Annotated in this window: 27 protein-coding genes; 22 read left to right on the top strand and 5 right to left on the bottom strand. The window is 45.6% G+C overall.

From position 1 onward, the window contains the following. Positions 1-4: 4 nt before the first annotated feature. Complete coding sequence (locus tag ACTSEZ_RS08085; RefSeq protein WP_369733672.1) at positions 5-232, bottom strand: DUF3892 domain-containing protein; 228 nt, start codon at positions 230-232, stop codon at positions 5-7. Between the two features lie 138 nt (positions 233-370). Here ACTSEZ_RS08085 and ACTSEZ_RS08080 point away from each other — a divergent pair, with 138 nt between their 5' ends. Both ACTSEZ_RS08080 and ACTSEZ_RS08075 read left to right on the top strand, forming a co-directional pair. Further along, positions 371-1,069 carry a class I SAM-dependent methyltransferase gene (locus ACTSEZ_RS08080; RefSeq protein ID WP_369733671.1) on the top strand — a complete coding sequence of 233 codons (699 nt, stop codon included), beginning with the start codon at positions 371-373 and terminating at the stop codon, positions 1,067-1,069. Beyond that, positions 1,066-1,764 carry an AIM24 family protein gene (locus tag ACTSEZ_RS08075; protein WP_369733670.1) on the top strand — a complete coding sequence of 233 codons (699 nt, stop codon included), beginning with the start codon at positions 1,066-1,068 and terminating at the stop codon, positions 1,762-1,764. The genes ACTSEZ_RS08080 and ACTSEZ_RS08075 overlap by 4 nt, the downstream gene beginning before the upstream one ends. 47 nt (positions 1,765-1,811) lie before the next feature. Here the strand turns inward: ACTSEZ_RS08075 and ACTSEZ_RS08070 are convergent, their stop codons facing one another. From ACTSEZ_RS08070 to metA, 3 genes are all read right to left on the bottom strand, one after another. Next, positions 1,812-2,819: a metal-dependent hydrolase gene (locus ACTSEZ_RS08070; RefSeq protein WP_369733669.1), complete on the bottom strand. Its 1,008-nt coding sequence runs from the start codon at positions 2,817-2,819 to the stop codon at positions 1,812-1,814. A gap of 42 nt (positions 2,820-2,861) precedes the next feature. Then, complete coding sequence (locus ACTSEZ_RS08065) at positions 2,862-4,007, bottom strand: diglucosyl diacylglycerol synthase (protein WP_369733668.1); 1,146 nt, start codon at positions 4,005-4,007, stop codon at positions 2,862-2,864. A 162-nt stretch (positions 4,008-4,169) separates the two neighbouring features. Then, positions 4,170-5,078 (bottom strand): homoserine O-acetyltransferase MetA, encoded by a 909-nt coding sequence (metA, locus tag ACTSEZ_RS08060; RefSeq protein ID WP_369733667.1) that lies wholly within the window; start codon positions 5,076-5,078, stop codon positions 4,170-4,172. A 139-nt stretch (positions 5,079-5,217) separates the two neighbouring features. Between metA and ACTSEZ_RS08055 the strand changes: the two genes are divergently transcribed. The 16 genes from ACTSEZ_RS08055 (at position 5,218) to ACTSEZ_RS07980 (ending at position 19,339) form a co-directional block, all read left to right on the top strand. Beyond that, on the top strand, positions 5,218-6,894 hold the full coding sequence (locus ACTSEZ_RS08055) for a formate--tetrahydrofolate ligase (protein WP_369734084.1): 1,677 nt from the start codon (positions 5,218-5,220) through the stop codon (positions 6,892-6,894). Then, the gene (locus ACTSEZ_RS08050) at positions 6,894-7,394 is read left to right on the top strand and encodes a hypothetical protein (RefSeq protein ID WP_369733666.1); all 501 of its coding nucleotides are present in this window, start codon (positions 6,894-6,896) and stop codon (positions 7,392-7,394) included. Before ACTSEZ_RS08055 ends, ACTSEZ_RS08050 begins: the two co-directional genes overlap by 1 nt. A gap of 2 nt (positions 7,395-7,396) precedes the next feature. Beyond that, positions 7,397-7,879 carry a glutathione peroxidase gene (locus ACTSEZ_RS08045; RefSeq protein ID WP_369733665.1) on the top strand — a complete coding sequence of 161 codons (483 nt, stop codon included), beginning with the start codon at positions 7,397-7,399 and terminating at the stop codon, positions 7,877-7,879. A 57-nt stretch (positions 7,880-7,936) separates the two neighbouring features. Further along, the gene (locus ACTSEZ_RS08040; protein ID WP_369733664.1) at positions 7,937-8,800 is read left to right on the top strand and encodes an amidohydrolase family protein; all 864 of its coding nucleotides are present in this window, start codon (positions 7,937-7,939) and stop codon (positions 8,798-8,800) included. A 62-nt stretch (positions 8,801-8,862) separates the two neighbouring features. After that, positions 8,863-9,708, top strand: a complete 846-nt coding sequence (locus tag ACTSEZ_RS08035; RefSeq protein WP_369733663.1) for a DegV family protein — start codon at positions 8,863-8,865, stop codon at positions 9,706-9,708. A 13-nt stretch (positions 9,709-9,721) separates the two neighbouring features. Beyond that, a complete protein-coding gene (locus ACTSEZ_RS08030) occupies positions 9,722-10,372 on the top strand; it encodes an HD domain-containing protein (RefSeq protein WP_369733661.1) in 651 nt (216 codons plus the stop codon). A 79-nt stretch (positions 10,373-10,451) separates the two neighbouring features. Then, complete coding sequence (locus tag ACTSEZ_RS08025; RefSeq protein ID WP_369733660.1) at positions 10,452-11,576, top strand: conserved virulence factor C family protein; 1,125 nt, start codon at positions 10,452-10,454, stop codon at positions 11,574-11,576. Between the two features lie 132 nt (positions 11,577-11,708). Beyond that, entirely contained in the window at positions 11,709-12,413 is a 705-nt protein-coding gene (locus ACTSEZ_RS08020) for a class I SAM-dependent methyltransferase (RefSeq protein ID WP_369733659.1), read from the top strand. A gap of 31 nt (positions 12,414-12,444) precedes the next feature. Further along, entirely contained in the window at positions 12,445-13,191 is a 747-nt protein-coding gene (gene map, locus ACTSEZ_RS08015; RefSeq protein WP_369733657.1) for a type I methionyl aminopeptidase, read from the top strand. Between the two features lie 491 nt (positions 13,192-13,682). Continuing rightward, a complete protein-coding gene (gene ilvD / locus ACTSEZ_RS08010; protein ID WP_369733656.1) occupies positions 13,683-15,395 on the top strand; it encodes a dihydroxy-acid dehydratase in 1,713 nt (570 codons plus the stop codon). A gap of 74 nt (positions 15,396-15,469) precedes the next feature. Then, positions 15,470-15,907 (top strand): BrxA/BrxB family bacilliredoxin, encoded by a 438-nt coding sequence (locus ACTSEZ_RS08005; protein ID WP_369733655.1) that lies wholly within the window; start codon positions 15,470-15,472, stop codon positions 15,905-15,907. Between the two features lie 130 nt (positions 15,908-16,037). Continuing rightward, positions 16,038-16,817: a class I SAM-dependent methyltransferase gene (locus ACTSEZ_RS08000; RefSeq protein ID WP_369733654.1), complete on the top strand. Its 780-nt coding sequence runs from the start codon at positions 16,038-16,040 to the stop codon at positions 16,815-16,817. A gap of 27 nt (positions 16,818-16,844) precedes the next feature. Continuing rightward, positions 16,845-16,970 (top strand): YuzL family protein, encoded by a 126-nt coding sequence (locus ACTSEZ_RS07995; protein ID WP_369733653.1) that lies wholly within the window; start codon positions 16,845-16,847, stop codon positions 16,968-16,970. Positions 16,971-17,255: 285 nt separating this feature from the next. Then, complete coding sequence (locus ACTSEZ_RS07990; protein ID WP_369734083.1) at positions 17,256-17,843, top strand: YpjP family protein; 588 nt, start codon at positions 17,256-17,258, stop codon at positions 17,841-17,843. A 16-nt stretch (positions 17,844-17,859) separates the two neighbouring features. Next, a complete protein-coding gene (locus ACTSEZ_RS07985) occupies positions 17,860-18,384 on the top strand; it encodes a phosphatidylglycerophosphatase A family protein (protein WP_029280458.1) in 525 nt (174 codons plus the stop codon). Positions 18,385-18,562: 178 nt separating this feature from the next. Further along, positions 18,563-19,339: a TerC family protein gene (locus ACTSEZ_RS07980; protein WP_369733652.1), complete on the top strand. Its 777-nt coding sequence runs from the start codon at positions 18,563-18,565 to the stop codon at positions 19,337-19,339. Positions 19,340-19,388: 49 nt separating this feature from the next. On the opposite strand, the gene ACTSEZ_RS07975 is transcribed toward ACTSEZ_RS07980, so the two are convergent. After that, on the bottom strand, positions 19,389-19,544 hold the full coding sequence (locus ACTSEZ_RS07975) for a hypothetical protein (RefSeq protein WP_369733651.1): 156 nt from the start codon (positions 19,542-19,544) through the stop codon (positions 19,389-19,391). 145 nt (positions 19,545-19,689) lie between these two features. On the opposite strand from ACTSEZ_RS07975, the gene ACTSEZ_RS07970 reads away from it, so the two are divergent. From ACTSEZ_RS07970 to ACTSEZ_RS07955, 4 genes are all read left to right on the top strand, one after another. Then, on the top strand, positions 19,690-20,433 hold the full coding sequence (locus ACTSEZ_RS07970) for an anthrax toxin lethal factor-related metalloendopeptidase (protein WP_369734082.1): 744 nt from the start codon (positions 19,690-19,692) through the stop codon (positions 20,431-20,433). 26 nt (positions 20,434-20,459) lie between these two features. Beyond that, positions 20,460-21,254: a thymidylate synthase gene (locus tag ACTSEZ_RS07965; RefSeq protein ID WP_369733650.1), complete on the top strand. Its 795-nt coding sequence runs from the start codon at positions 20,460-20,462 to the stop codon at positions 21,252-21,254. Further along, positions 21,251-21,733: a dihydrofolate reductase gene (locus ACTSEZ_RS07960; RefSeq protein ID WP_369733649.1), complete on the top strand. Its 483-nt coding sequence runs from the start codon at positions 21,251-21,253 to the stop codon at positions 21,731-21,733. Before ACTSEZ_RS07965 ends, ACTSEZ_RS07960 begins: the two co-directional genes overlap by 4 nt. Before the next feature lie 65 nt (positions 21,734-21,798). After that, a complete protein-coding gene (locus ACTSEZ_RS07955) occupies positions 21,799-22,524 on the top strand; it encodes a lysophospholipid acyltransferase family protein (protein WP_369733648.1) in 726 nt (241 codons plus the stop codon). The last annotated feature ends 1 nt before the right edge of the window (position 22,525 follow it).

Below are 22,525 nucleotides of genomic sequence, written 5' to 3'. Positions count from 1 at the left end.
CCTCCTAAAATAGTGGAAGTGCGTCAAGGTTATTTGCTTTGCTGTTGTCAGGGTTGCTTCGGATGTATGTGCCGCCGCCTTTTCCTTTAAAGGTGCTGACACCTTCGATCATGCCGCTTCCTGCTTCAGCAAGCGCCTGTTCGTAGGAAAGAATTCTTCCGCCAGAGGTTTTAAAAGCTGACAGGTCGCCTTCGCTGTTTTTCTGAACAGCAATAAATGTTTCCTTCTCCATTGTATGCACTCCTTTCACATGCAGAGAGAGATCTGCTTTTATTAGTCTTTATTCTTTGGTGACTTTTATTCGGCAGAGAGGAATTTGGCTGATTTCCTAGAAATGTATAAGGAATGCTGATAACTGGAGCTGATTCAAGTGGTAAATACATATGACTGGGAAAAAGAAGCAGAAAAGAAGTGGGACGAACGGGCTGCATTCTGGAATAAGAGCAGCAAGGAAATGTGGGATACCGGCAGCAGAAGCACGGTCATCCCTTTTTTCAAAAAGTATGTACCAGAAGGATCGACAGTGATTGATATCGGCTGCGGGGACGGCTATGGGTCGTTCCTTTTAATGCAGGAGGGCATGAAGGTGACAGGAGCTGATTTGTCCCCTGAAATGATCAGGCTTGCAAAGCAGCACGAAAAAGAAGGCAGGCTTGTCTTCGAACAGGCAAATATCATGTCGCTGCCATTCAGTGACGGACAGGCCGATGCGCTTCTGACGATTAATTGTCTTGAATGGACAGCAGATCCGCTTGCCGGATTACAGGAATTAAAGAGGGTTGTTAAAAAGGAAGGCTATTTGTGCATTGCGGTTCTTGGACCGACAGCGCATCCGAGAGAAAACAGCTACGAGAGGCTATATGGAAAAGATGTCATCTGCAACACCATGATGCCTTGGGAATTTGAAAGGCTGGCGCTTGAAAATGGCTGGGAATTGATCGACAGTCAGGGTGTATACAAACGGGGAGTTACAGAGGATATGGTCCGTAAACTTTCTGCGGAATTAAAGCAGTCACTTTCATTTTTATGGCTGTTTATGCTTCAGAAAAAGGGAGAGGAAAAGCGATGAACAGATACAGTATTCAAGAATTTGTGGAGAAAACAGAGCAGCAGGACAAAGGGCAGGGACTGTTCGAGCTTGAGACGGAGAGGCTTCTTGAGATCAATCTGAATGGCCAAGTCTGGACAAAAGCCGGAGCGATGGTCTCCTACCGCGGTCAGATCAAATATGAACGTGAAGGAATTCTTGAGCACGGCCTCGGGAAAATGTTTAAAAAGGCGCTGACAGGCGAGGGCACGGCTCTTATGAAAGCGACTGGAGCCGGAAAGCTCTATGTAGCTGACCAGGGAAAAAAGATTTCCATTATAAATCTGCAGGGAGAATCCATTTTTGTAAACGGCAATGACCTGCTTGCGTTTGAACCTTCCATCTCATGGGATATCAAAATGATGAGGAAGATTGCAGGCATGCTCTCAGGGGGACTTTTTAATGTACGGCTTGAAGGCAGAGGAATGCTTGCAATTACCTCTCACTATGAACCGCTGACACTCATTGTCAAGCCGGGTGATCCGGTTTATACCGACCCGAATGCAACGGTTGCCTGGTCAGGGAGTCTGACTCCGGAGTTCGTTACCGATATCTCGCTGAAAACCTTATTCGGGAGAGGGAGCGGAGAGTCCATACAGATGAAATTTGAAGGGGAAGGCTTTGTAGTCGTTCAGCCTTTTGAAGAGGTCTATTACAGTCAAACGACATCAGGCTGACGCGGCCAAAAAATATAAAACAAACCCCCGGAATTCCGGGGGTTTTATCATGCGTCGAGACCTGCCGTCCCCGATGAGTTCTGGGGAAGGAGTGTCTTATGCAGCTTTCCTGTCTGATGAATCCACCCTGTTTGTGATGAGAGGATCTCTCCGTTTCTGGCCAACAGGCAGACAGCCATGTAGGGATAATGATTTTTCGTCCGGAAACGGAGGTCAAAAAAGCGGACCTCATATCCGGATGGATTAGGAATGACAATACGGTGCACATGTTTTGAGTTTTTCAGGAAGTGCTGCGTATTTTGATCTTTTTCAGCAGCTGATATAAGCTCATGCTTTGTTTTTTCGAACGAATGAACCGGCCTGACCTGGCCTGAGCGCAGTTCACCTGAGGTAAAGCCTGTTTCTGTTTCGGACACAAACTGCCATACTGACCAGCGGATTGTAGGGACGACAGTCAAAACAGAAGACTCGCGGAGTTCGCTTCTGATCCGTGCAAGAGCCCTTCTGGAACTGAAGAACCGTTCAATGACATATACAAATATGATTGTGTAAATAACAGAAAAAGCAAGACCGGGGCTTTCTCCAGCGGCCCATAGTGCAAATCCGGCAATATGCAAAAAGACAATCAGCGGGTCAAACAGCGGGATGAAATTCAGAGACAGCCATTTTTTTGTGAATGGCCGTGCTGCCTGAGTGCCGTATGCGTTAAAAACATCAAATAAGACGTGGACCAGCACCGCAGCGAACGTCCAGCCGGCAAGGTGCATCCAGTCCTGCCCCGATAAGGATGGTGAAAAAATGAGAATAATGGCAGTGAGCAGAAAGCTCCAAATAAACCATGCGGGTACAGAGTGAGATAATCCGCGGTGATGCTCGGTGTACATTCCTTTACCTTTAAAAACTCTGACCGCGTAATCAAAATCCGGTGCATTTGATCCAAGAACGGTGCCGGCCATTATAGCCGCAGCAAGTTCGGGATCCTGTCCGACAGCAGGGTCGATGTATGCGAGTCCTGCAAGACCGAAACCCATGATGATGTGCGTGCTTGTATCCATTTTTTAGCCTCCGGGGGTGTATTCCCCTTCATCCGGAAGGTCTTATTGAGCCTTAATAAATTTGTTCTCTTTAAAAAGAGAAGCTTCTCTGAGTATATCTTCCATAATGGTTAAGGATGAGTTCGGATGGTGCAGACGCTTGATGTTCCGTTTCATTCTCTTAAGTTTCTTATCGTCTTTCAACAGGCTGCTGACAGTTTCATACACTTCTTCTGAGCGGTTGACTACAACAGCTGCCTCGTTTTCTTCAAAAAAGAGCGCATTTTCCTTTTCCTGTCCGGGAACAGGTTTGAAAAGAATAACGGGAACCCCGACAGCTGCGGCCTCGCTTAACGTGATGCCGCCAGGCTTTGTTACCATGCAGGATGCGACTCTGAACAGCTCATCGACTCTTTCAACGTAGCCAAGAAGCTTTAGGTTTCTTACATTTTTGCCGGTTATCGTTTCAAGGTTTTCTTTCAAAACCGCATTGTTTCCGCAAACGACGACCGTCTGCAGATTCTGATCTTCAAGAAACGACTCGCAAAGTTCTTTTACGTTTTTAAGAACACCGTGGGCGCCTGCCATGACAAGCAGAATCTTTTTATTGGGGTCAAGCCCGTATTTGCGGCAGATTTCATTTTTATCAAGGTTTTCTTCAAACACGGAACGAATCGGGATGCCTGTCACCTTGACGGAAGCAGGATGAATGCCGAGGCTCATGACCTTTTCTTTCACCCGTTTGCTTGCCACATAATATTTATCGATGTTCTGGTGAACCCAGATTTTGTGAAGGCAGAAGTCAGTGAGCACATTAAAGGTTGGAATAATATGGCCTGTGCGTCTTCTGTACTCCGGCACGACGATAATCGGGAATGTATTGATGATCAAATCGGGCTGCTCCTTTTCAATCAGCTCAAAAAGCCGTTTATTTCCGAGCTTGAAGTACAGAGTCAGCAGTTTCTTATTGTAAATTTTATCGACGCCGTAATAAAACATACGGTAAAACTGTTTGCCGATTGTAAAGCTTTTTAAATACAGGTATTGGGTGATTTCTGTAAAAACAGGGTTCGATTCAGCGTACAGATCAGAAACAACCACTTCCTCAATTCCCATGTCCTTGCATTGCTTAACAAGTGTTTTTGAGACTTGAACATGTCCGTTCCCGTATTTTGCGGTTAAAATTAACACTTTCGGTTTTTTTAACAATGCATTCACCTCAACTATAATCATAAACAGGACGCTTATGTTCCTGCTTTTAAAAGCGTAACACAGGAATATTTACAAAATATAAAGATTCGATAAAAATTAAATTAAATTCACCTTAATTTTAACAAATAAATCCATTTTGTGTGATTTTTTTTGCATTTCTCATTCCCACTCGTAAGGCGTTTCCTGATACACGCAGTAGTTCAGCCAGTTCGCAAAAAGGAGATGGGCATGGGATTTCCACTTTTGAACAGGTTTTTCAGACGGATCGTTATTTGGAAAATAAGAGGACGGAACTGCCGTCTGGAGTCCTTTAGCCCGGTCACGCTCATATTCCTGTTTGAGCGTAAGGAGATCATATTCCGGGTGGCCGGTCAAAAAGACGTGCTTTGCATCCTTTGAAGCTACGAGGCATACACCGGCTTCTTCAGATTCGCTAATAATGTCGAGTTCTTCAACTGCCGCAATATCTTGTCTCTTTATATCCGTATGCCGGGAATGCGGCACATAGTAGTGATCATCGAACCCGCGGACAATTTTTACAGAATCATTACAAATGACATGTTCGAATACACCGAAGCATTTTTCTTCCAGACTATATTTATTTACGCCATAGTGATAGTAAAGTCCTGCCTGAGCACCCCAGCATATATGAAGAGTGGACGTGACATGCTTGTTGGTCCATTCAAAGATTTCCTTCAGTTCATTCCAGTAGGAAACCTCTTCAAAAGGAAGGTGCTCGATCGGGGCGCCTGTTACAATCATTCCGTCAAACTTTTTGTGGCGGATCTTTGAAAAAGTCGTGTAAAACTGCTGCAGATGCTCTTCCTTCGTCGTTTTGGATGTATGGGTTTCAGGCCTCATAAATGTAATGTTCAGCTGAAGAGGGGAGTTTCCGAGCAGCCTCAGCAGCTGTACTTCTGTTTTCTGTTTTTCGGGCATAATATTCAGGATCACAATGTTCAGCGGTCTGATATCCTGCTGATACGCTCGCTTATCGTCCATGACGAAGATGTTTTCTTTTTCAAGAATTTCTTTTGCGGGAAGGTCAGATGGAATATTTATAGGCATGAATGAACCTCAACTTTCTGTGCATTTCAGAGTTTTCTCTATTATAGAAAGTTTGGAATAATAATTCAATTTGCTTTTGTGTTACAATTGTGCGTGAAATCAATCTAATAAGCAGAAAGTAGGGCGCTGTGTGCTAAAAATGAAACATAAATCAGACATCGAAATCGCTCAGGAAGCTGCGATAAAACCAATACAGGAAATTGCGGGGCAACTTGATATTCTAGAAGATGAACTCGAGCATTACGGAAAATATAAAGCGAAATTGTCACTTGATCTTCTTAAAAGAAAGCAGGATACTCCTGACGGGAAAATTATCCTTGTAACCGCTATTAATCCGACACCTGCCGGAGAAGGCAAATCTACAGTAACAGTGGGCCTTGGCCAGGCGCTTAATCTGCTTGGGAAAAAAGCAGTCATTGCCATGAGAGAGCCTTCACTCGGTCCGACGATGGGAATTAAGGGGGGAGCTGCAGGCGGGGGCTATTCACAGGTTATTCCGATGGAGGACATCAATCTGCATTTCACAGGAGACCTTCATGCCATTACAGCGGCAAACAACGCATTGTCAGCTTTACTGGACAATCATATTCATCAGGGAAATGAAAAAGGGATTGATCCAAGAAGGATTACGTGGAAGCGGGTCATGGATTTGAATGACCGGGCACTCCGGAATGTCATTGTCGGGCTTGGAGGCCCTGTTAACGGAACTCCGAGAGAGGATCATTTTGACATCACGGTCGCATCGGAAATTATGGCCATTCTCTGTCTTGCATCTGGTCTTGACGATTTAAAGAAAAGACTTGCCGAAATCGTCGTCGGATTTACATACAGCAAAGAGCCAGTCACAGTCGGAGAGCTTGGATTCGAGGGAGCGCTTGCGCTTTTGCTGAAAGACGCCCTGAAGCCTAACCTCGTTCAGACGCTTGAACACACTCCGGCCATCATTCACGGCGGCCCGTTTGCAAATATCGCTCACGGCTGCAACAGCCTTCTCGGAACAAAAATGGCTGCCAAGCTTGGTGATTATGTTGTAACAGAGGCTGGATTTGGAGCAGACCTCGGAGCAGAGAAGTTTCTCCATATTAAAACACGGGCAGGAGGATTTGAACCTGCCGCAGTCGTCATCGTAGCGACCATCCGGGCTCTTAAAATGCACGGCGGAGTAAAAAAGGACCAGCTCCAGGAGCCTGATAAAGAAGCGCTGCTTGCAGGAGCATCGAATCTTGCAAAGCATATTGAATCCATCCAGCAGTTTGGGCTTCCATATACGGTTGCCATCAACCGTTTTACATCTGATGCCGATGAAGAAATCGATGCGCTCCTTAACTGGTGTGCGGAACATTCCCATCCTGCAGCTCTTTCGGAAGTATGGGAAAAAGGCGGCGCAGGCGGAATTGAACTCGCAGAAAAAGTCATTCAGACGATTGCAGATAACAAAAATCAGTTTTCGCATTTGTATGAACTTGCCGACAGTATTGAAGCAAAAGTTGAAAAAGTGGCTAAAACCGTTTACGGGGCAAAAGCGGTGGAATTTTCGTCAAAAGCCAAAAAGCAGCTTAAGGAGTATGACGGGTACGGCTGGTCCCATCTCCCTGTCTGTATGGCGAAAACCCAGTATTCTCTTTCTGATCAGCCTGAACTGATTGGAAGGCCGGAAGATTTCACGCTTACGATCAGAGAGCTGAAGCCTTCAATTGGAGCGGGGTTCATCGTATGCTTGACAGGGGATATCATGACAATGCCCGGACTCCCGAAAAAGCCTGCGGCACTCGGCATGTCAGTAGATGCAGACGGGAAAGCGGCAGGGCTGTTCTGATGTTTGATCCGACTGCATTTGATAATTTAAAAACGGTTCTTGAAGGTGCTGTTTACGACGCGGATCTTGACGGCAGCATTTCAGTCACAGGCAGAAAGGATCTTGTAGACCTTGCGGCGATGTCAAGGGTGTATGAGATTCAGTTTCAGCTGAAAGAATCAAACGGTGCAGCTGCTGTATTCCGGCTCGCCATGAGCCTCCCGGAGCTTTCTGGGGAGCTTATGAAAACAAATGATGTACATTCGTGCGAGATTGGCCTCACTTTTCATGAAACAGCAGCAGAAGAATACACGTTTGCTAAACGAATGATAGAGGAAGACTGGGGAGTCAACTTTAAAGTGCGTCACCAGGTGATGTATGATGTACCGTTTAAAGAGTACAGCCATGCTTATCACGTCCAGTTCGGGCGGAGCATAAGCGAAGATCAAGTGGATGATCTGATGGCAATGACAGAACATGCTGTCACAACCCTCGAAAAAATAGCTGAAGGAGGAAGTTGATTTTGAGTATTTATGATCTTCATGTGAAAACAATTGGCGGCGATGAGCAATCAATGGATAATTATCGCGGGAAAGTGCTTGTGATTGTGAATACGGCGAGCAAATGCGGATTTACTCCGCAGTACAAAGCGCTGCAGGAACTTTACGAACGGTATCAGCCGGAGGGGCTGGAAATCCTTGGCTTTCCGTGCAATCAGTTTATGAGCCAGGAACCGGGGACGGAAGAAGACATTAAAAGCTTTTGCGAATTGAACTATGGTGTATCTTTTCCAATGTTCGCTAAAGTCGATGTAAATGGCCCGAAAGCGCATCCGCTGTTTACCCATCTGACAAATGAAGCACCGGGCCTGCTCGGTTCAAAGGCTGTGAAATGGAATTTCACTAAATTTCTCGTAGATCGTAACGGAAAAGCTGTTGAACGCTTTTCTCCCAATACAGACCCAAAAGAAATGGAAGAAACGATTCAGAAGCTGCTGCAGCAGTAAATTTGCCGGAAAGAAGCCAATAGCGGCTTCTTTTCGTTTATAAAGGAGGAGCGCGCAGTGAAAATCATTGATGCCCACATGCATATATCAGAGATTCAAAGCTTCAGGCAAACAGGGGACGACGTTTCTTTTGTTGATTATTCCCTGAAAGGGCTGCAAAAAGAATATGAAGATGCCGGAGTTGTTGCTGCCATTGCCATGGGTGTGACAGAAACATCCGGCGGTGCTTTCCCGGATAAAGCTGCACAAACGCCAATGGGAGCAAACCTTGAAGGCAGTGTGCCCAAGAATTTTTTCGTCTGTCAGGGCATTAATCCGTATAAGCTCAGCGAAGAAAACCTGCTGATGCTCGAGAAATCCCTCCAGCACCCTCAGACGGCCGGGATCAAAATTTACCTTGGATACTATCCTTTTTATGCCTATGACAAAGTGTACGGACCAGTCTATGAGCTTGCTGAAGCATTCAGCCTTCCGGTTGTTTTTCACACGGGCGATACTTATTCAGAGAGAGGGCTTCTCAAATACAGCCACCCACTAACTCTTGATGAAGTGGCAGTTGAACACCGGAATATTCAGTTCATGATGGCGCATCTTGGAGACCCCTGGGTGCTTGATGGCGCTGAGGTCATTAATAAAAACCATAATATGCATGCTGATTTATCCGGACTGCTTGTCGGCACAGACAGGACGATATCAGCCAAAAAGAAAACCAGGTTCTTTGATCATCTGATTCATGCGCTTTCCTATTGCGATCACTATGACAGGCTTCTCTTTGGGACAGATTGGCCCCTCATAGGAATAAAACCATACATTGACCTGTTCAGCGAACTGATTCCCGAGGAACACCACGGGCTCTTCTTTTACGAAAACGCCCTGCGTCTATTTCCAAAATTAAATGAGTTTTTAAAAGAGGAATCCTAAACTCTTTCGACTAATACTTAGAATAGGGGTTTGAAAGCTTAAAGAGAAAGGGGAATACGATGATGGGGAGAAAAATTGCATGGGTGACAGACAGCACGGCAAGCATTGATCAGGAAATCAGGGATCACCCCGACATATACTGGGTGCCGCTCATTGTGTGCATCAATGGAGAAGACTATTTGGACGGTGTGACTCTTGCACCGGAAGAATTATATCCGCTTCTTAAAAAACCGGAAAACGCCATTACCACATCTCAGCCGCCGCCGGGAGCTTTTGCAGAGCTTTACAGGAAGCTTGCAGAAGACTATGACGAAGTGATTTCCATCCACCTGTCAAGTCTTCTCAGCGGCACATACTCTTCCGCTGTTCAGGCAGCAGGCGAAGCAGAAATACCAGTTACGGTCATTGACTCTCTCATTCTGACAGAACCTCTGACAAGGATTGTCAAAGCGGCCGTCCATATGCATGAAAAGGGCATGGAAACAGAAAAAATTGTTTCAGAGCTTGAAAGCCTGAGAGAGAAACACCATACATACGTGCTGATCGGGGACCTTACAAGACTTCACAAGAGCGGCAGAATGACGGGCACTCAATACTACCTTGGAAGTCTTCTAAACATCCAGCCGATCATCCGCATAAAGTCGGGATCGCTTTCTACCGAAGAAAAAGTCCGGTCTGAAAAGAGGGCGTTTCAGTATATAGCGAGTCAAATTAAAAAAGGCAGGCAAACACATGTAATCCGCGAAATTGCGGTGATGTTTACCTCAAAGCGCGACAAGGCCGACCGCCTGCATGACACGCTTGCGAAAGAATTTCCCGAAATTCCGGTTAAGCTTGTGCCGCTTTGCACAACGATCGGTGTTCATACAGGCGAAGACGTAGCCGGCGTATCCTGGTTCCAAGAATAGGAAGTGTCTTACATTGAAAGAAATCATTGAAAATATCGAACGCACCGTTATGGAGCGCCTTAAAAAAGAAGGCACCGGCCACGACTGGCACCATATTGAGAGAGTAAGAAGGACGGCTGTAAATCTGGCAAAAAAATATGCCTGCAGCCTTCCGGTTGTAGAACTCTCAGCACTTCTCCACGATGTGATTGACGAAAAGCTGTCAGATGATATCCGGATGAGCACCGAAGAAGTCGCAGCCCTGCTTGAAAAGGAAGGACTCGATCAGTCGGCTATCAGTGATATTCTGGCGGTCATTACATCGATATCATTTAAGGGAGGGGGCAGGGAGAAGGTTTCTTCCATAGAAGCACAGATCGTCCAGGATGCCGACAGGCTTGATGCAATGGGGGCAATAGGAATCGCAAGAGTCTTTTCCTACGGAGGATCTAAAGGCAGCCTCATCCATGATCCGGACATGCCTGTCAGGAGCAGCATGACTGAAAAAGAATACCGCTCGGATCGTTCTACGTCCATCAATCATTTTTACGAAAAACTGCTGAAGCTGAAAGATCTCATGAATACGGAGGAAGGAAGGGTTCTTGCCCTGCAGCGCCATCAGTTTATGGTTGCCTATCTCAAGCAATTTTACCTTGAATGGGAAGGGCCGGGAAGGAACTCGTGAGGGACGGTTTCTCTAAATGGAAAGAGCAATTACAGCTATGTTAGAATAGGTGCAGACACGAAACAAGGAGTGACATGGCTTGAATATTAAATCAATTGAACCGACACCGAGCCCAAATACAATGAAAGTCATTTTGGATGAGGAGCTGCCGGGCGGGAAAAGCAGCAATTATAAGCCTGAAACAGCTGAGGGTGCACCGGGCGTCATTCAGGAGATTCTTAAATTGGAAGGCGTAAAAGGCGTCTATCATGTGGCGGATTTTCTGGCAGTAGAACGCAATGCCAAATACGACTGGAAAGAGATTCTGCCTAAAGTACGTGCTGCATTCGGCGAAGAGACGGAAGAAAAAGCTGACTCCGGCTCAAAAATCAATGATCATTTCGGCGAGGTCAATGTCCACGTCCAGATGTTCAGCGGCATCCCGATGCAGGTTAAGCTTTCTGACGGCGAGACAGAAAAACGGTTCGGACTTCCCGAGCGTTTTCAAAAAGCTGTTCTTGCTGCGCAGCAGAACGCAGACAACGTTGTGCTTGAACGAAAGTGGAAGGAACAGGGAGTAAGATATGGGGACTTTGATGAAATCGGAAAAGACGTCACTGAAGAGCTGCAGGCAGCCTATACGGACGAACGGCTGACAAAGCTTACAGAGGCTCTTTTGAAAAAGGACAAGTCTGAACCGGTTCCATCCCGCAAGTCTTACACGGTGACAGAGGACATGCTTGAGGATCCGGAATGGACGGTACGCTATGCGCATCTCGAGCAAATGGATCCTAAAGAGAGCGATCTTCCTGTTTTAAATAAAGCATTATCAGATGAAAAAGCATCAATCCGGAGACTTGCGGCAGTATATCTGGGGATGATCGAGGAACCGTCTGTGCTTCCTTACCTGTACAAAGCCCTGAAAGACAAATCGGTTACCGTTCGCAGAACCGCCGGCGACTGCCTCTCAGACATCGGCGATCCTGCAGCTATGGAAGAAATGATGCTTGCCCTTAAAGACAAAAACAAGCTCGTCAGATGGCGTGCAGCCATGTTCCTATATGAAGTAGGCGATGAGAGGGCGCTGAGCGCGCTGAAAGAGGCCGAAAACGATCCAGAATTCGAAGTCAGCCTTCAAGTGAAAATGGCCATCGAACGGATTGAAGGCGGAGAAGAAGCAAAAGGCTCCGTATGGAAACAGATGACAGAAAGCAGACAGCAATAGAACGGCTGAAAGACTAAATCACTAGCGGATTTAGTCTTTTTGGATAGTTTTAGTTCAGTGCTCTTTTGCTTCTGACGTGCACTGACAAGCTTTATTTTTTTACGGATGAAAAAACGAAGGGGGCAAGCGTTCATGACGATAACGCCGAAAGAAGCATTTGACCGCCTGGCAGCGGTCTATGAAACCGAAACCGACAGTCTTTATAATACAGATTATGAAAGGCCTGCCATGATGGCTCGTATTCCTGAAAACCTGAACGGCTCGAGTATTCTTGATGCCGGCTGTTCTGCGGGCTGGTATTCGGATCAGCTGCAAAAAAGAGGAGCGCAGGTGACGGGCATCGATATCAGCCCCAATATGATTGAAGCAGCCATCAGGAAAACGGGAGGGCGGGCAAAAATGATCTGTCATGACCTGTCAGAAACTCTTCCATTTGCTGATGCCTCGTTTGACGGCATTGTCAGTTCACTGACGCTTCATTACTGTAAAGACTGGAGACCTGTTTTAAGTGAATTTTACAGAGTCTTAAAGCCCTCAGGCTGGCTTCTCTTTTCCACTCACCATCCATTTATGGACTGGAAACTGTTTGAGTGCAAGAATTATTTCAGCGAAGAACTTTTGCATGACACTTGGAAAAAATCAGGTCAGACATTTGATGTGAGCTTTTACAGAAAACCTCTAGAAAAAATTGTCACCGAAACGAGCCGCTTTTTTTCAATAGATGAACTGATTGAACCCAAACCTGCTGAAAGTTTATCTGAAAAACATCCTGCAAACTATGAATATTTGACGAATAACCCTCATTTTATAATGATTAGGGCAACTGCAAGATCATAAGAAGAGGACCAATACTAAGAGGAGACGTTCGATGATTATTTTAAAAAGCGAAAGAGAAATCAGCCGGATGCACGAAGCGGGAAAGCTGCTTGCCTCGTGCCATAAAGAGGTTTCAAAGCTTTTGAAACCCGGTGTAACGACACTTGAGATTGATTCCTTCGTGGATCAGTACCTTGCCGACCACGGAGCGGTGCCTGAGCAGAAAGGCTATAAAGGCTACGAGTTTGCCACGTGTGCATCGATAAATGATGAAATCTGCCACGGCTTCCCGAGAAATCAGCCTTTAAAAGACGGTGATATTGTAACGATCGATTTTGTCGTGAATGTAAACGGTGCTCTAGCAGACTCGGCGTGGACACATGCAGTAGGAAATGTATCTGATGGGGCGCTGAAATTAATGGATGTCACAAAAACGGCTATGTATAAAGGGATTGAGCAGGCAGTGATCGGCAACAGGCTTGGGGATATTGGGCATGCCATTCAAGAGTATGCAGAAGATAATTCTTTCTCGGTTGTGAGAGATTTTACCGGCCACGGCATCGGTCCGAACATGCACGAGGAACCTACAGTCCTGCACTACGGGATGCCCGGCAAAGGACTTAGGCTGAGAGAAGGAATGGTTATAACCATCGAACCCATGGTGAACGAAGGAACGTGGTATTCAAAAATGGACGATAACGGGTGGACTGCCCGGACAGTGGACGGAAAACTTTCAGCCCAATATGAGCATACTGTGGCCATTACGAAAGATGGGCCTCTTATTTTGACAGAACATTAGGCGATTTCCAGATGGAGATCGTTTTTTTTGTTTTAGCAGCTTTTGCAGAAATTCATTGGTAATAAATACAGCTGGGCAGACGTTAATGTGCCCTTCAAAGTGCCCTGTATGCCCTGAAGGGAACAAATCAACGAGTTAGTGGCCCTTCATGACGATCATCATGTCCTAAAGGGAACAAAGCAGCGGGTTAATTGCCCTTCATGAAGATCATCATGTCCTAAAGGTAACAAAGCAGCGGGTTAATTGACCTTTATGACGATCTGCATGTTCTGAAGGGAACAATCCAGCGGGTTAATTGCCCTTCATGAGAATCAGCATGTCCTTAAGGGAACAAAGCAGAGAGTAAACAACCCCTCACTCAAATCACAACACGTTATTGAGCTGAAAAAACTTCCAGGTTTTTAATTTTTATAAATTATTCGAATATTGTTGAAATAAGGTAGAATTCGGACTATAGTATATAACAATACCAATTTAACGGGGTGATGTAAGTGAGCAAAAAAGATTTGAGAATCAAGAGCAAAGTAATCAGCGACGATATGAAACGAATGCCGAACCGCGCCATGCTTCGTGCGGTTGGGTTGAAAGATGAAGATTTCCAGAAGCCGATGATTGGCATCGCCTCTACATGGAGCGAGGTAACTCCATGTAATATACATATTGATAAGCTTGCCCAGCTGGCTAAAAAAGGCGTAAACACGGCAGGCGGCGCAGGCATGATTTTCGGCACAATTACAGTGTCAGACGGCATTTCAATGGGAACAGAAGGCATGCGCTACTCACTGCCGAGCCGCGACGTGATTGCGGATTCAATCGAAACAGTTGTCGGAGCTGAAAATCTCGATGCATTTGTTGCCATCGGGGGCTGCGATAAAAACATGCCCGGATGCATGATTGCCATTGCACGCGCTGAAGTGCCAGCCGTATTCGTATATGGAGGCACAATTAAACCAGGGCGTTTGAATGATAAAGATATTGACATTGTGTCTGCGTTTGAAGGCGTCGGAAAATTCAACAACGGAGACATCGACAAAGACGGTCTGCACCAAATCGAATGTCATGCATGCCCAGGCGCAGGTTCATGCGGAGGTATGTACACGGCGAATACGATGGCATCTGCAATTGAGGCGATGGGAATGAGTCTGCCGGGCAGCTCGTCAAATCCTGCTGAAACAGAAATGAAGCAAAATGACTGCTATGAGGCTGGACAGGCCGTATACCGGATGCTTGAGCAGGATATTTATCCGAAAGACATCATGACGAAAAAAGCATTTGAAAATGCGATTACGGTCGTGATGGCGCTTGGAGGATCAACAAATGCCATTCTTCATCTCATGGCCATTGCCCATTCAATCAATGTAGAACTATCGCTTGAGGATTTTGAGCGTCTGCAGCGCAAAGTGCCTCATATAGCAGATTTGAAGCCGAGCGGAAAATATGTCATGCAGGATCTGCACGAAGCAGGCGGAGTACCTGCTGTTATGAAGCTTTTACTTGAAGAAGGGCTTCTGCACGGAGACTGTCTGACAGTAACAGGAAAAACAGTAGAAGAAAACCTGCACGAAATGGAAGGCCTGAGAGAAGGACAGGACGTCATCTATCCTCTTGAGCAGGCATTGAGAAAAGACGGGCCGCTTGTGATTCTGAAAGGGAACTTATCGCCAAGCGGGGCGGTTGCAAAAGTTTCCGGTCTGAAAGTAACGAAAATGACAGGGCCTGCAAAGGTATTTGATACTGAGATTGAAGCGACAGAAGCTGTGATGTCAAACGAAGTGACCGCAGGTGATGTGCTTATTATCCGCTATGAGGGACCTAAAGGCGGACCGGGTATGCCTGAGATGCTGTCCCTGTCGTCCATCATTGTGGGCAAAGGCCTTGGAGAAAGTGTAGCACTGCTGACAGATGGCCGCTTTTCCGGCGGGACTCATGGTCTTGTCGTCGGGCATATTACGCCTGAGGCACAGGTCGGCGGACCGATTGCCCTTGTGAAAAATGGTGACCTTATTACGGTTGACAGCGATAAGCGTGAACTTCGTCTGCATGTGTCGGATGAAGAGCTTGCTGAAAGAAAATTATCATGGAGCGCTCCTCCTCTCAGAAACCGCGGTGTCCTCGGTAAATATGCAAGAACCGTTTCCTGTGCATCACAGGGTGCGGTGACAGATGCATTTGAAGAGGCAAAAGAACCTGCTAAAACCCGCTGAGGGCCCGTCTGTTGAATTGTCATTCCACCTGTAGTATTCTTTTACTACATGCGAAGGCTTAGGAGGAATGACAAATGTCAATGGCATATGAAGAATACATGCGTCAAATGGTGAAACCAATGCGTGCAGAGCTGACACATGCAGGGTTTCAGGAATTAACGACTGAAGAAGATGTAAAAGCGTTTATGGAGAAGGCACAAGGCACGACTCTTGTAGTAGTCAACTCTGTCTGCGGCTGTGCGGCAGGACTTGCAAGACCGGCTGCGACTCAGGCGGTTATGCAGGCTGATGAAAATGCACCGGACCACCTTGTAACAGTGTTTGCAGGGCAGGACAAAGAAGCTACGGCTGCAATGAGAGGCTACTTTGAAGGGTACGAACCATCTTCTCCGTCAATGGCGCTTTTAAAGGGAGATAAAGTTGTTCACTTTATCCCTCGTCATGAAATCGAAGGGAATACGATCGAGAACATCATGGAAAATCTTCTCGGTGCCTTTGACTCAGCTAAATAAGGATTATCGGGATGCCTGGAATCAGGCATCCCTTTGTCATGACTTGAAAATGGCGTATCTGTAATCCAGGGGGTCCTGTCCAGAAGAAACAGGCAGCAGGGCTTGCGCTTTAAATGGGAGGTGAAAACCTGTGATTGTCACAACCGCCGGAAGGACGAATCCTTCGATGATCCGGCTTGCAGAAGCAATAGCAAATGACCTGAAAGCAGCTTATATCAGCAGGAAGAAACAGTCCGTACAGACGCTGTCAGAAGAGCACGGAGATGTGCTCGTGGTCGGAAAGAACAGGCTGGAATGGCATAAAAGAGGAGGGGCGGAGCCGTTTTTCTTTCATCCCAATTCAGCCATGTTCAGACTCAAGAGGCTTCAAAAAGGAGAGCATGATCCCCTTATTGCTGCAGCTGACCTGAAACCGGGGAACACGTTTTTGGATTGCACGCTTGGTCTTGGCTCTGACAGCATCACAGCAAGCTATGCAGTCGGAACAATAGGGAACGTAACAGCAGCAGAAGCGAATCCGCTCGTAGCATATCTCGTAGAAAAAGGACTTGAAACGTGGGAAACGGGAGTGGATGAGTTTGATGACTGCATGCGGAGAATACAAGTCAAGAGCCGGAATCATGTTGATCTGCTGAAGGAACTGGATGCGAATTCTTACGATGTCGTTTACTTCGATCCCATGTTTGAAGAAGCAATCACCGAATCTGATGGGATTGGACGATTGAGGTCGCTGAGCGAGTATTCTACCATTACGGATGACACGATAAAGGAAGCCAAACGGGTTGCCGCAAAAAGGGTTGTTTTAAAGGATCATTGGAAAAGCCCGTCATTTGACGAGCTCGGCTTTCAGGTTTTTAAAAGAAAATCAGCTAAATTTCATTATGGTGTGATAGAAATAAAAGATCTGTGAAAAATAGGATGAGGAGGTGCTCATCCAATGTCAAAACATAAAAGCGATCCATCTAAATCGCAGCTTGGTTCACCTGAAACTGAAGGACAGGGAACAACGGCTTCAGAATCAGGAAGAAAACAATCTTCTGCATCAAAAAAGCAAAAGCGATAAAACGAAAAAGCTCACGGCAGAGGCCGTGAGCTTTTTTCAGTCCGTAATTTCAGTGAAAATAAAATAAGCCAGTGTCACGAATGATGCAATAATAAAGACGGATTCCATTCTTATTCACTCCAAACACTCTAGGTTTTTATTTCCAGCTTCCCCTTTAGTTTAAACGTTTTCATCCCGATTTAAAACCATTAGAAGGTCGGTTTTGCGAAAAAATTCTATAAATAAAGAATTTATTTATGATAGAATAATAGTATTATAGGAAGACTTGGAGGAAGACACGGCATGATGAACAAATGGATGCGTAAAACGCTTGTCATCTTATTTACAATTGCAACCTTCGGAATGGTTGCGCCTCCGGCAGCCCTGACAGTTGAGGACCGCTCATCTGAAGATTCTTCCGTTAAATTAAACGCACCGCCAAAACCCGTATACGCTGATGAAACCGCTTACTGGCAGGTTCCGTCCAAAGAAGAGTACATTTCCTCTTTTTTAGAAGCGGCGGAAAACCAGTCTTTTCAGAAATTCGGAGACAAAATCGGAATGAAAATCGAGGATGAATTCAGGCAGATCATTCTTCCGAAAATGGAAGAAGCCATCAGGGAGTATGCGGAAGACTATTCGGATGAGGACATCAGGGATTTAGTGATTTCCAAAAAGCCTGCTGACGGAAAAGGCGAAAAAATCTTTCACCTGTATAACAAAGAAACCGGTGAGGACATCTTAAGATTTCATGTTCGCCGCGACCACCCGCCAAAGCAGGGATACTGGTTTAACTTTCATTACCACACGCACCACGATTCTTTTCAGAAGCATCACGAACTTGGAAGCATCTACTGGAATCAGAATATGCCTCCAAACTGGATGACACATTAAAGGGGTGCAATGTCTAGTGGGCAAATACACGATTGATGAAATGGTGAAAACAACAAAAGAAATGCTGTATGACAGGGGAGTAGCGCTGACGGATATCGCAGAGATTGTCATGACGCTGCAGAAGAAATATATCCCTGATATTACACTTGAAGATTGTGTCGAAAACGTAGAAAGAGTTCTGAACAAGCGGGAAATTGTCCATGCCGTCCTCACGGGGCTGGCGCTGGATCAACTGGCGGAGCAGAACCTGCTGCCGCAGCCGCTTCAGCATCTTGTTGAAACAGACGAACCGCTCTACGGGATCGATGAAATCATTCCGCTTTCCATCGTAAATGTGTACGGCTCCATAGGCTTGACCAATTTTGGATATCTTGACAAAGAAAAGTTCGGCATTATAAAAGCGCTTGATGAACATGGCGGAAACCGCGTCAATACCTTTCTCGATGATCTTGTGGCTGCACTTGCCGCAGCCGCAGCAAGCCGGATGGCGCACAGAGCACGGGACATAGCGGACGGCCGCGATGCAAAAGCTACAGTATAAAGATGTGCACCTCTAAGGTGCATGTTTTTTTTTGAAACCTTTTCCGGGCTGGTCCGTAAATAGAGAGGCAGGCTGCTTAAAAGTGTCTTTTTCATGAAGAAAGGTGAAAATACTTAACAAGCAATCTATTTTTCAGTATAATGAAAAAGTTAATGTGAAGTTTAGGAGGAAATGGTAGATGTCAATTTTGCAAGGAATGCTTGACACGTACGCACTTTTTTTTGATTGGGAAATGTGGGGCAAAGTACTTACAGATCCAGTTTCATGGGGACTGATTGGAACACTGGTCATTCTTGAAGGTCTATTATCAGCAGATAACGCATTAGTACTAGCTGTTATGGTTAGACATTTGCCTGAAGAACAGCGCAAAAAAGCTTTATTTTACGGTTTGCTTGGAGCATACGTCTTCCGATTCATCGCAATTGGCGTCGGGGTATTCCTGATCAAACTATGGTGGGTAAAAATATTAGGTGCGGCCTATCTTGCATGGCTTGCAGTTAAATATTTCATGGATAAACGAAAAGAAAATGCCGAAGGTGATGAAGAGCACGGCGGCATCAACAAAAACGGCCTGCTTATCCGTCTTTTCGGTACGTTCTGGGGTACAGTTGTGGCAGTAGAATTAATGGATATCGCGTTCTCTGTAGACAGCGTTCTTGCGGCATTCGGCGTCAGCGAACAACCATGGGTTCTTCTTCTCGGAGGAATTTTCGGCGTACTTATGATGCGAGGAGTTGCAGGCGTATTCCTGAAATTGATTGACAAAGTACCTGAGCTTGAAACAACAGCCTACATTCTTATTGCTCTAATTGCAGTTAAAATGGGTCTGGCTGTAGCACATATTCACATTGAGCACTCTGTATTCTTCGTAATCATCCTTGTGATGTTTGCAGGTACATTCGCTCTTAACTATTTCCGCAAAAAATCAAGCCACAGCAACAGCACTGGCTTATAATTTTCAGAGTAAAAAAGCTGCATTCGTGCGGCTTTTTTATTTTGTTTTTCTATCCCATAAAGAGCATTGAAAACAGCGCAATCAATCCAATCGAAGTAATGCCGTCAAGGACCATGTAGCTCTTTAGCGTCATGACTTCAATTACTTCTTCTGTCAGCTGCTGCCTTTCTCTATATGGAATGTTCCGCTTTATTAGCATTCTCATCAAGATCACCTAATTTCCAAGATAATTTCCATCATATGGCGGAATCGCCGTAAAAGTGACAGGACAGAGAATATGGGAAGGGTGCATTCAATATGTTACTATTTTCATAAGGATATAGAACGGATAAAGGAGGTATACATATGTGATGAAACGATATCTTATTTTGGCAAGCCTTTTCATTTCAGCAGCGTTTGCTGTTTTTCACTATACGTCAGCAAGTACTCCCTCCGGAAAGCTTCTTAAGGAACATCCTCTCACACAGGAAACATCATCAATACCTGCAGAATCCCCCCTGAACGAAATGGTCTATTTGCCAGAGGAAAGCAACAAGGAACAAGAAACAGCAGAGATGCTTAAAAATCTTCATCGCATCCATCCTGCCATTCTCAATGCTGCAAAGGAGCAAGGTGTAGTCATTAAGCTGTTCGAAGGAAAATTGACCGAAGAAAAAGGGCTTAAGCATCTCGATGGTTTAACGCCAAAGGGGCGTTCGAAAGATTCAGGCTGGGAAAGTGTTCCGGGCATGACAGAGGATAACAGAGTATACGTGAAAATTGGCATGAGCGAATACGGTATGGGCCACGGATCGATCTCGCTTGAGCTGCACGAATTTGCCCATGCTGCAGATCTCAACGTTTTTTCCCGTATCAGAAGCAATCCGCTTTATTTGAATATATGGAAAAAAGAAGCCGGCATGCTGTTTTCTGACCAAACCTATTTCACACGGTTTCCGGAAGAATATTTTGCCGAAATCTTTGCGATGTATTATCACAGCAGGGAGACAAGAATAAAGCTGAAAGAAATGGCGCCGCTTTCTCATCAGTTTATCGCAAATCTTTATAAATCAACGGTAGAAAACGGGACAGACTTCCGATACAATTATCACTAGTATGAAAACGAAGGAAGTGTCTTTAAATGAAGCAGTACTTGGATTTATGCAAGCATGTTCTTTCAAATGGAACGGTAAAGGAAGACCGGACAGGCACCGGAACGATCAGTACGTTCGGTTACCAAATGAGATTCGACCTAAGCGAAGGATTCCCTCTTCTGACAACGAAAAAGCTTCACTTAAAATCGATTATTCACGAATTGATCTGGTTTTTGAGGGGAGATACGAACGTGAAGTATCTTCAGGATAACGGAGTGCGCATCTGGAACGAGTGGGCTGATGAAAACGGCGAACTCGGCCCTGTGTACGGCAGACAATGGCGTTCGTGGGAGGGTGCAAATGGTGAAACGGTGGATCAGATCGCAAAGCTGATTGATCAGATTAAAACCAATCCTGATTCAAGACGGCTGATCGTGAGCGCGTGGAACCCGGCAGATGTCGACAAGATGGCACTGCCGCCATGCCACTGTTTTTTTCAGTTTTACGTAAACGACGGAAAGCTATCGTGCCAGCTTTATCAGAGGTCAGCTGATGTCTTCCTCGGCGTTCCGTTCAATATTGCCTCATACGCTTTGCTGACGATGATGGTGGCCCATGTGACGGACCTGGAGCCGGGTGAATTTGTTCATACCTTCGGGGATGTTCATATCTACAAAAATCACCTTGAACAGGTCGATCTGCAGCTGACGCGCGATGTCAGAAAGCTGCCGAAAATGGTACTCAATCCGGACGTGAAATCGATCTTTGATTTTAAATTTGAAGATTTTACACTTCAAGACTATGATCCTCATCCGCATATTAAAGGGGCTGTCAGCGTATGATTTCGATGATTGTCGCAATGGATGAAAATCATCTCATCGGACGCAACAATGATCTGCCGTGGCGAATCCCAGCGGATCTTGCCTACTTTAAAAAGGTGACGCTCGGACATCCGGTCCTGATGGGGCGGAAAACCTTTGAATCCATTGGAAAGCCTCTGCCAGGCAGAGAGAATATTATTCTGACACGGAATAAACAATATTCTCAGGAAGGCACAAAGGTCATTCATTCGCTCGATGAAGTGCTCAAAGATCAGTCACTTCAAACAAAAAATCTTTTTATCATCGGCGGAGCAGAAATCTTCAAAGAGTGCCTGCACCTTGCAGACAGGCTGTATATAACGAAGATTCATGATACCTTTGAAGGAGATACATTTTTCCCGGAATTCAAAGAAGAAAATTACCGTGTCATCAGCCGTGAAAAAGGGCCAAAAGACGAGAAGAATCCTTATGATTATGAATTTATCATATTTGAGAAATAGAAAATGAAAAAAGCCTCCCGTTTACTAGGGAGGCTTCTTATCGGGACATCAGGAGGAACAATTAAATGATCAGAATGTTAGTGACGGTTTTGTACGGAATTGGCTATCTAATCTGCAGCCTGCCGGAACTCAGCCGTGTGAAAAAGCTTGACCCGCGTCTTTCCGTCGAAAAAAGAGACGAAGCGGCGCACACACTCCCTAAAAACTGGGCAGCTTCGTTAATCAGGTCTTCAGGTTCTAAGGTGAAGGTAGAAGGGGAACATAACATGCCGGACGGTCCTGTCCTCATTGTTAGCAATCATCAAAGCAATTTTGATATACCGGTTTTAATGAGTTCGCTTAAAAAACCTGCAGGATTTCTCTCGAAAACAGAGGTGAAAAAACTGCCCCTTCTTCCAAAATGGATGGAAGTCATGAACTGTATTTTTGTTGACCGTAAAAATAAACGCCAGGCTCTGCTGTCTTTGAAAGAAGGAAGCGAAAAACTGAAAGAGGGCCACTCCCTGATTATTTTTCCGGAGGGAACAAGAAGCAAAGGGGACGATCTGGCCGAATTTAAGACAGGTGCTCTCCGTATGGCTGCAGGAGCGGGGGTTCCGATTGTGCCGGTTGCGATTGACGGAACGTATGACATTATGGAAAAACAGGGCGGATGGAGATTTAAGCCGTCCCAAGTCAAAGTCATTGTCTGCAAGCCGGTTCAGGCAGAGGACTATACAGGCCGTGATTTAAAAACAACGGCTGAAGAATTAAGGCAGACCATTGCAAAAACACTCAGGAATCCCTCCTGAG

The organism is Metabacillus mesotrionivorans (assembly GCF_052171315.1).
Taxonomy (GTDB): Bacteria; Bacillota; Bacilli; order Bacillales; family Bacillaceae; genus Bacillus_P.
Note: the sequence above shows the minus strand (reverse complement) of the source record. Positions and strands in the feature narration are given on the sequence as shown.

Bases quoted from the DNA above. Each gene is read 5' to 3' on its own strand.
- ACTSEZ_RS08085 (WP_369733672.1), bottom strand. From the start codon at position 232: ATGGAGAAGGAAACATTTATTGCTGTTCAGAAAAACAGCGAAGGCGAC.
- ACTSEZ_RS08075 (WP_369733670.1), top strand. From the start codon at position 1,066: ATGAACAGATACAGTATTCAAGAATTTGTGGAGAAAACAGAGCAGCAG.
- ACTSEZ_RS08070 (WP_369733669.1), bottom strand. From the start codon at position 2,819: ATGGATACAAGCACGCACATCATCATGGGTTTCGGTCTTGCAGGACTC.
- metA (WP_369733667.1), bottom strand. From the start codon at position 5,078: ATGCCTATAAATATTCCATCTGACCTTCCCGCAAAAGAAATTCTTGAA.
- ACTSEZ_RS08055 (WP_369734084.1), top strand. From the start codon at position 5,218: ATGAAACATAAATCAGACATCGAAATCGCTCAGGAAGCTGCGATAAAA.
- ACTSEZ_RS08050 (WP_369733666.1), top strand. From the start codon at position 6,894: ATGTTTGATCCGACTGCATTTGATAATTTAAAAACGGTTCTTGAAGGT.
- ACTSEZ_RS08035 (WP_369733663.1), top strand. From the start codon at position 8,863: ATGGGGAGAAAAATTGCATGGGTGACAGACAGCACGGCAAGCATTGAT.
- ACTSEZ_RS08020 (WP_369733659.1), top strand. From the start codon at position 11,709: ATGACGATAACGCCGAAAGAAGCATTTGACCGCCTGGCAGCGGTCTAT.
- map (WP_369733657.1), top strand. From the start codon at position 12,445: ATGATTATTTTAAAAAGCGAAAGAGAAATCAGCCGGATGCACGAAGCG.
- ACTSEZ_RS08005 (WP_369733655.1), top strand. From the start codon at position 15,470: ATGTCAATGGCATATGAAGAATACATGCGTCAAATGGTGAAACCAATG.
- ACTSEZ_RS07995 (WP_369733653.1), top strand. From the start codon at position 16,845: ATGTCAAAACATAAAAGCGATCCATCTAAATCGCAGCTTGGTTCACCT.
- ACTSEZ_RS07990 (WP_369734083.1), top strand. From the start codon at position 17,256: ATGAACAAATGGATGCGTAAAACGCTTGTCATCTTATTTACAATTGCA.
- ACTSEZ_RS07980 (WP_369733652.1), top strand. From the start codon at position 18,563: ATGTCAATTTTGCAAGGAATGCTTGACACGTACGCACTTTTTTTTGAT.
- ACTSEZ_RS07975 (WP_369733651.1), bottom strand. From the start codon at position 19,544: ATGAGAATGCTAATAAAGCGGAACATTCCATATAGAGAAAGGCAGCAG.
- ACTSEZ_RS07970 (WP_369734082.1), top strand. From the start codon at position 19,690: ATGAAACGATATCTTATTTTGGCAAGCCTTTTCATTTCAGCAGCGTTT.
- ACTSEZ_RS07965 (WP_369733650.1), top strand. From the start codon at position 20,460: ATGAAGCAGTACTTGGATTTATGCAAGCATGTTCTTTCAAATGGAACG.
- ACTSEZ_RS07960 (WP_369733649.1), top strand. From the start codon at position 21,251: ATGATTTCGATGATTGTCGCAATGGATGAAAATCATCTCATCGGACGC.
- ACTSEZ_RS07955 (WP_369733648.1), top strand. From the start codon at position 21,799: ATGATCAGAATGTTAGTGACGGTTTTGTACGGAATTGGCTATCTAATC.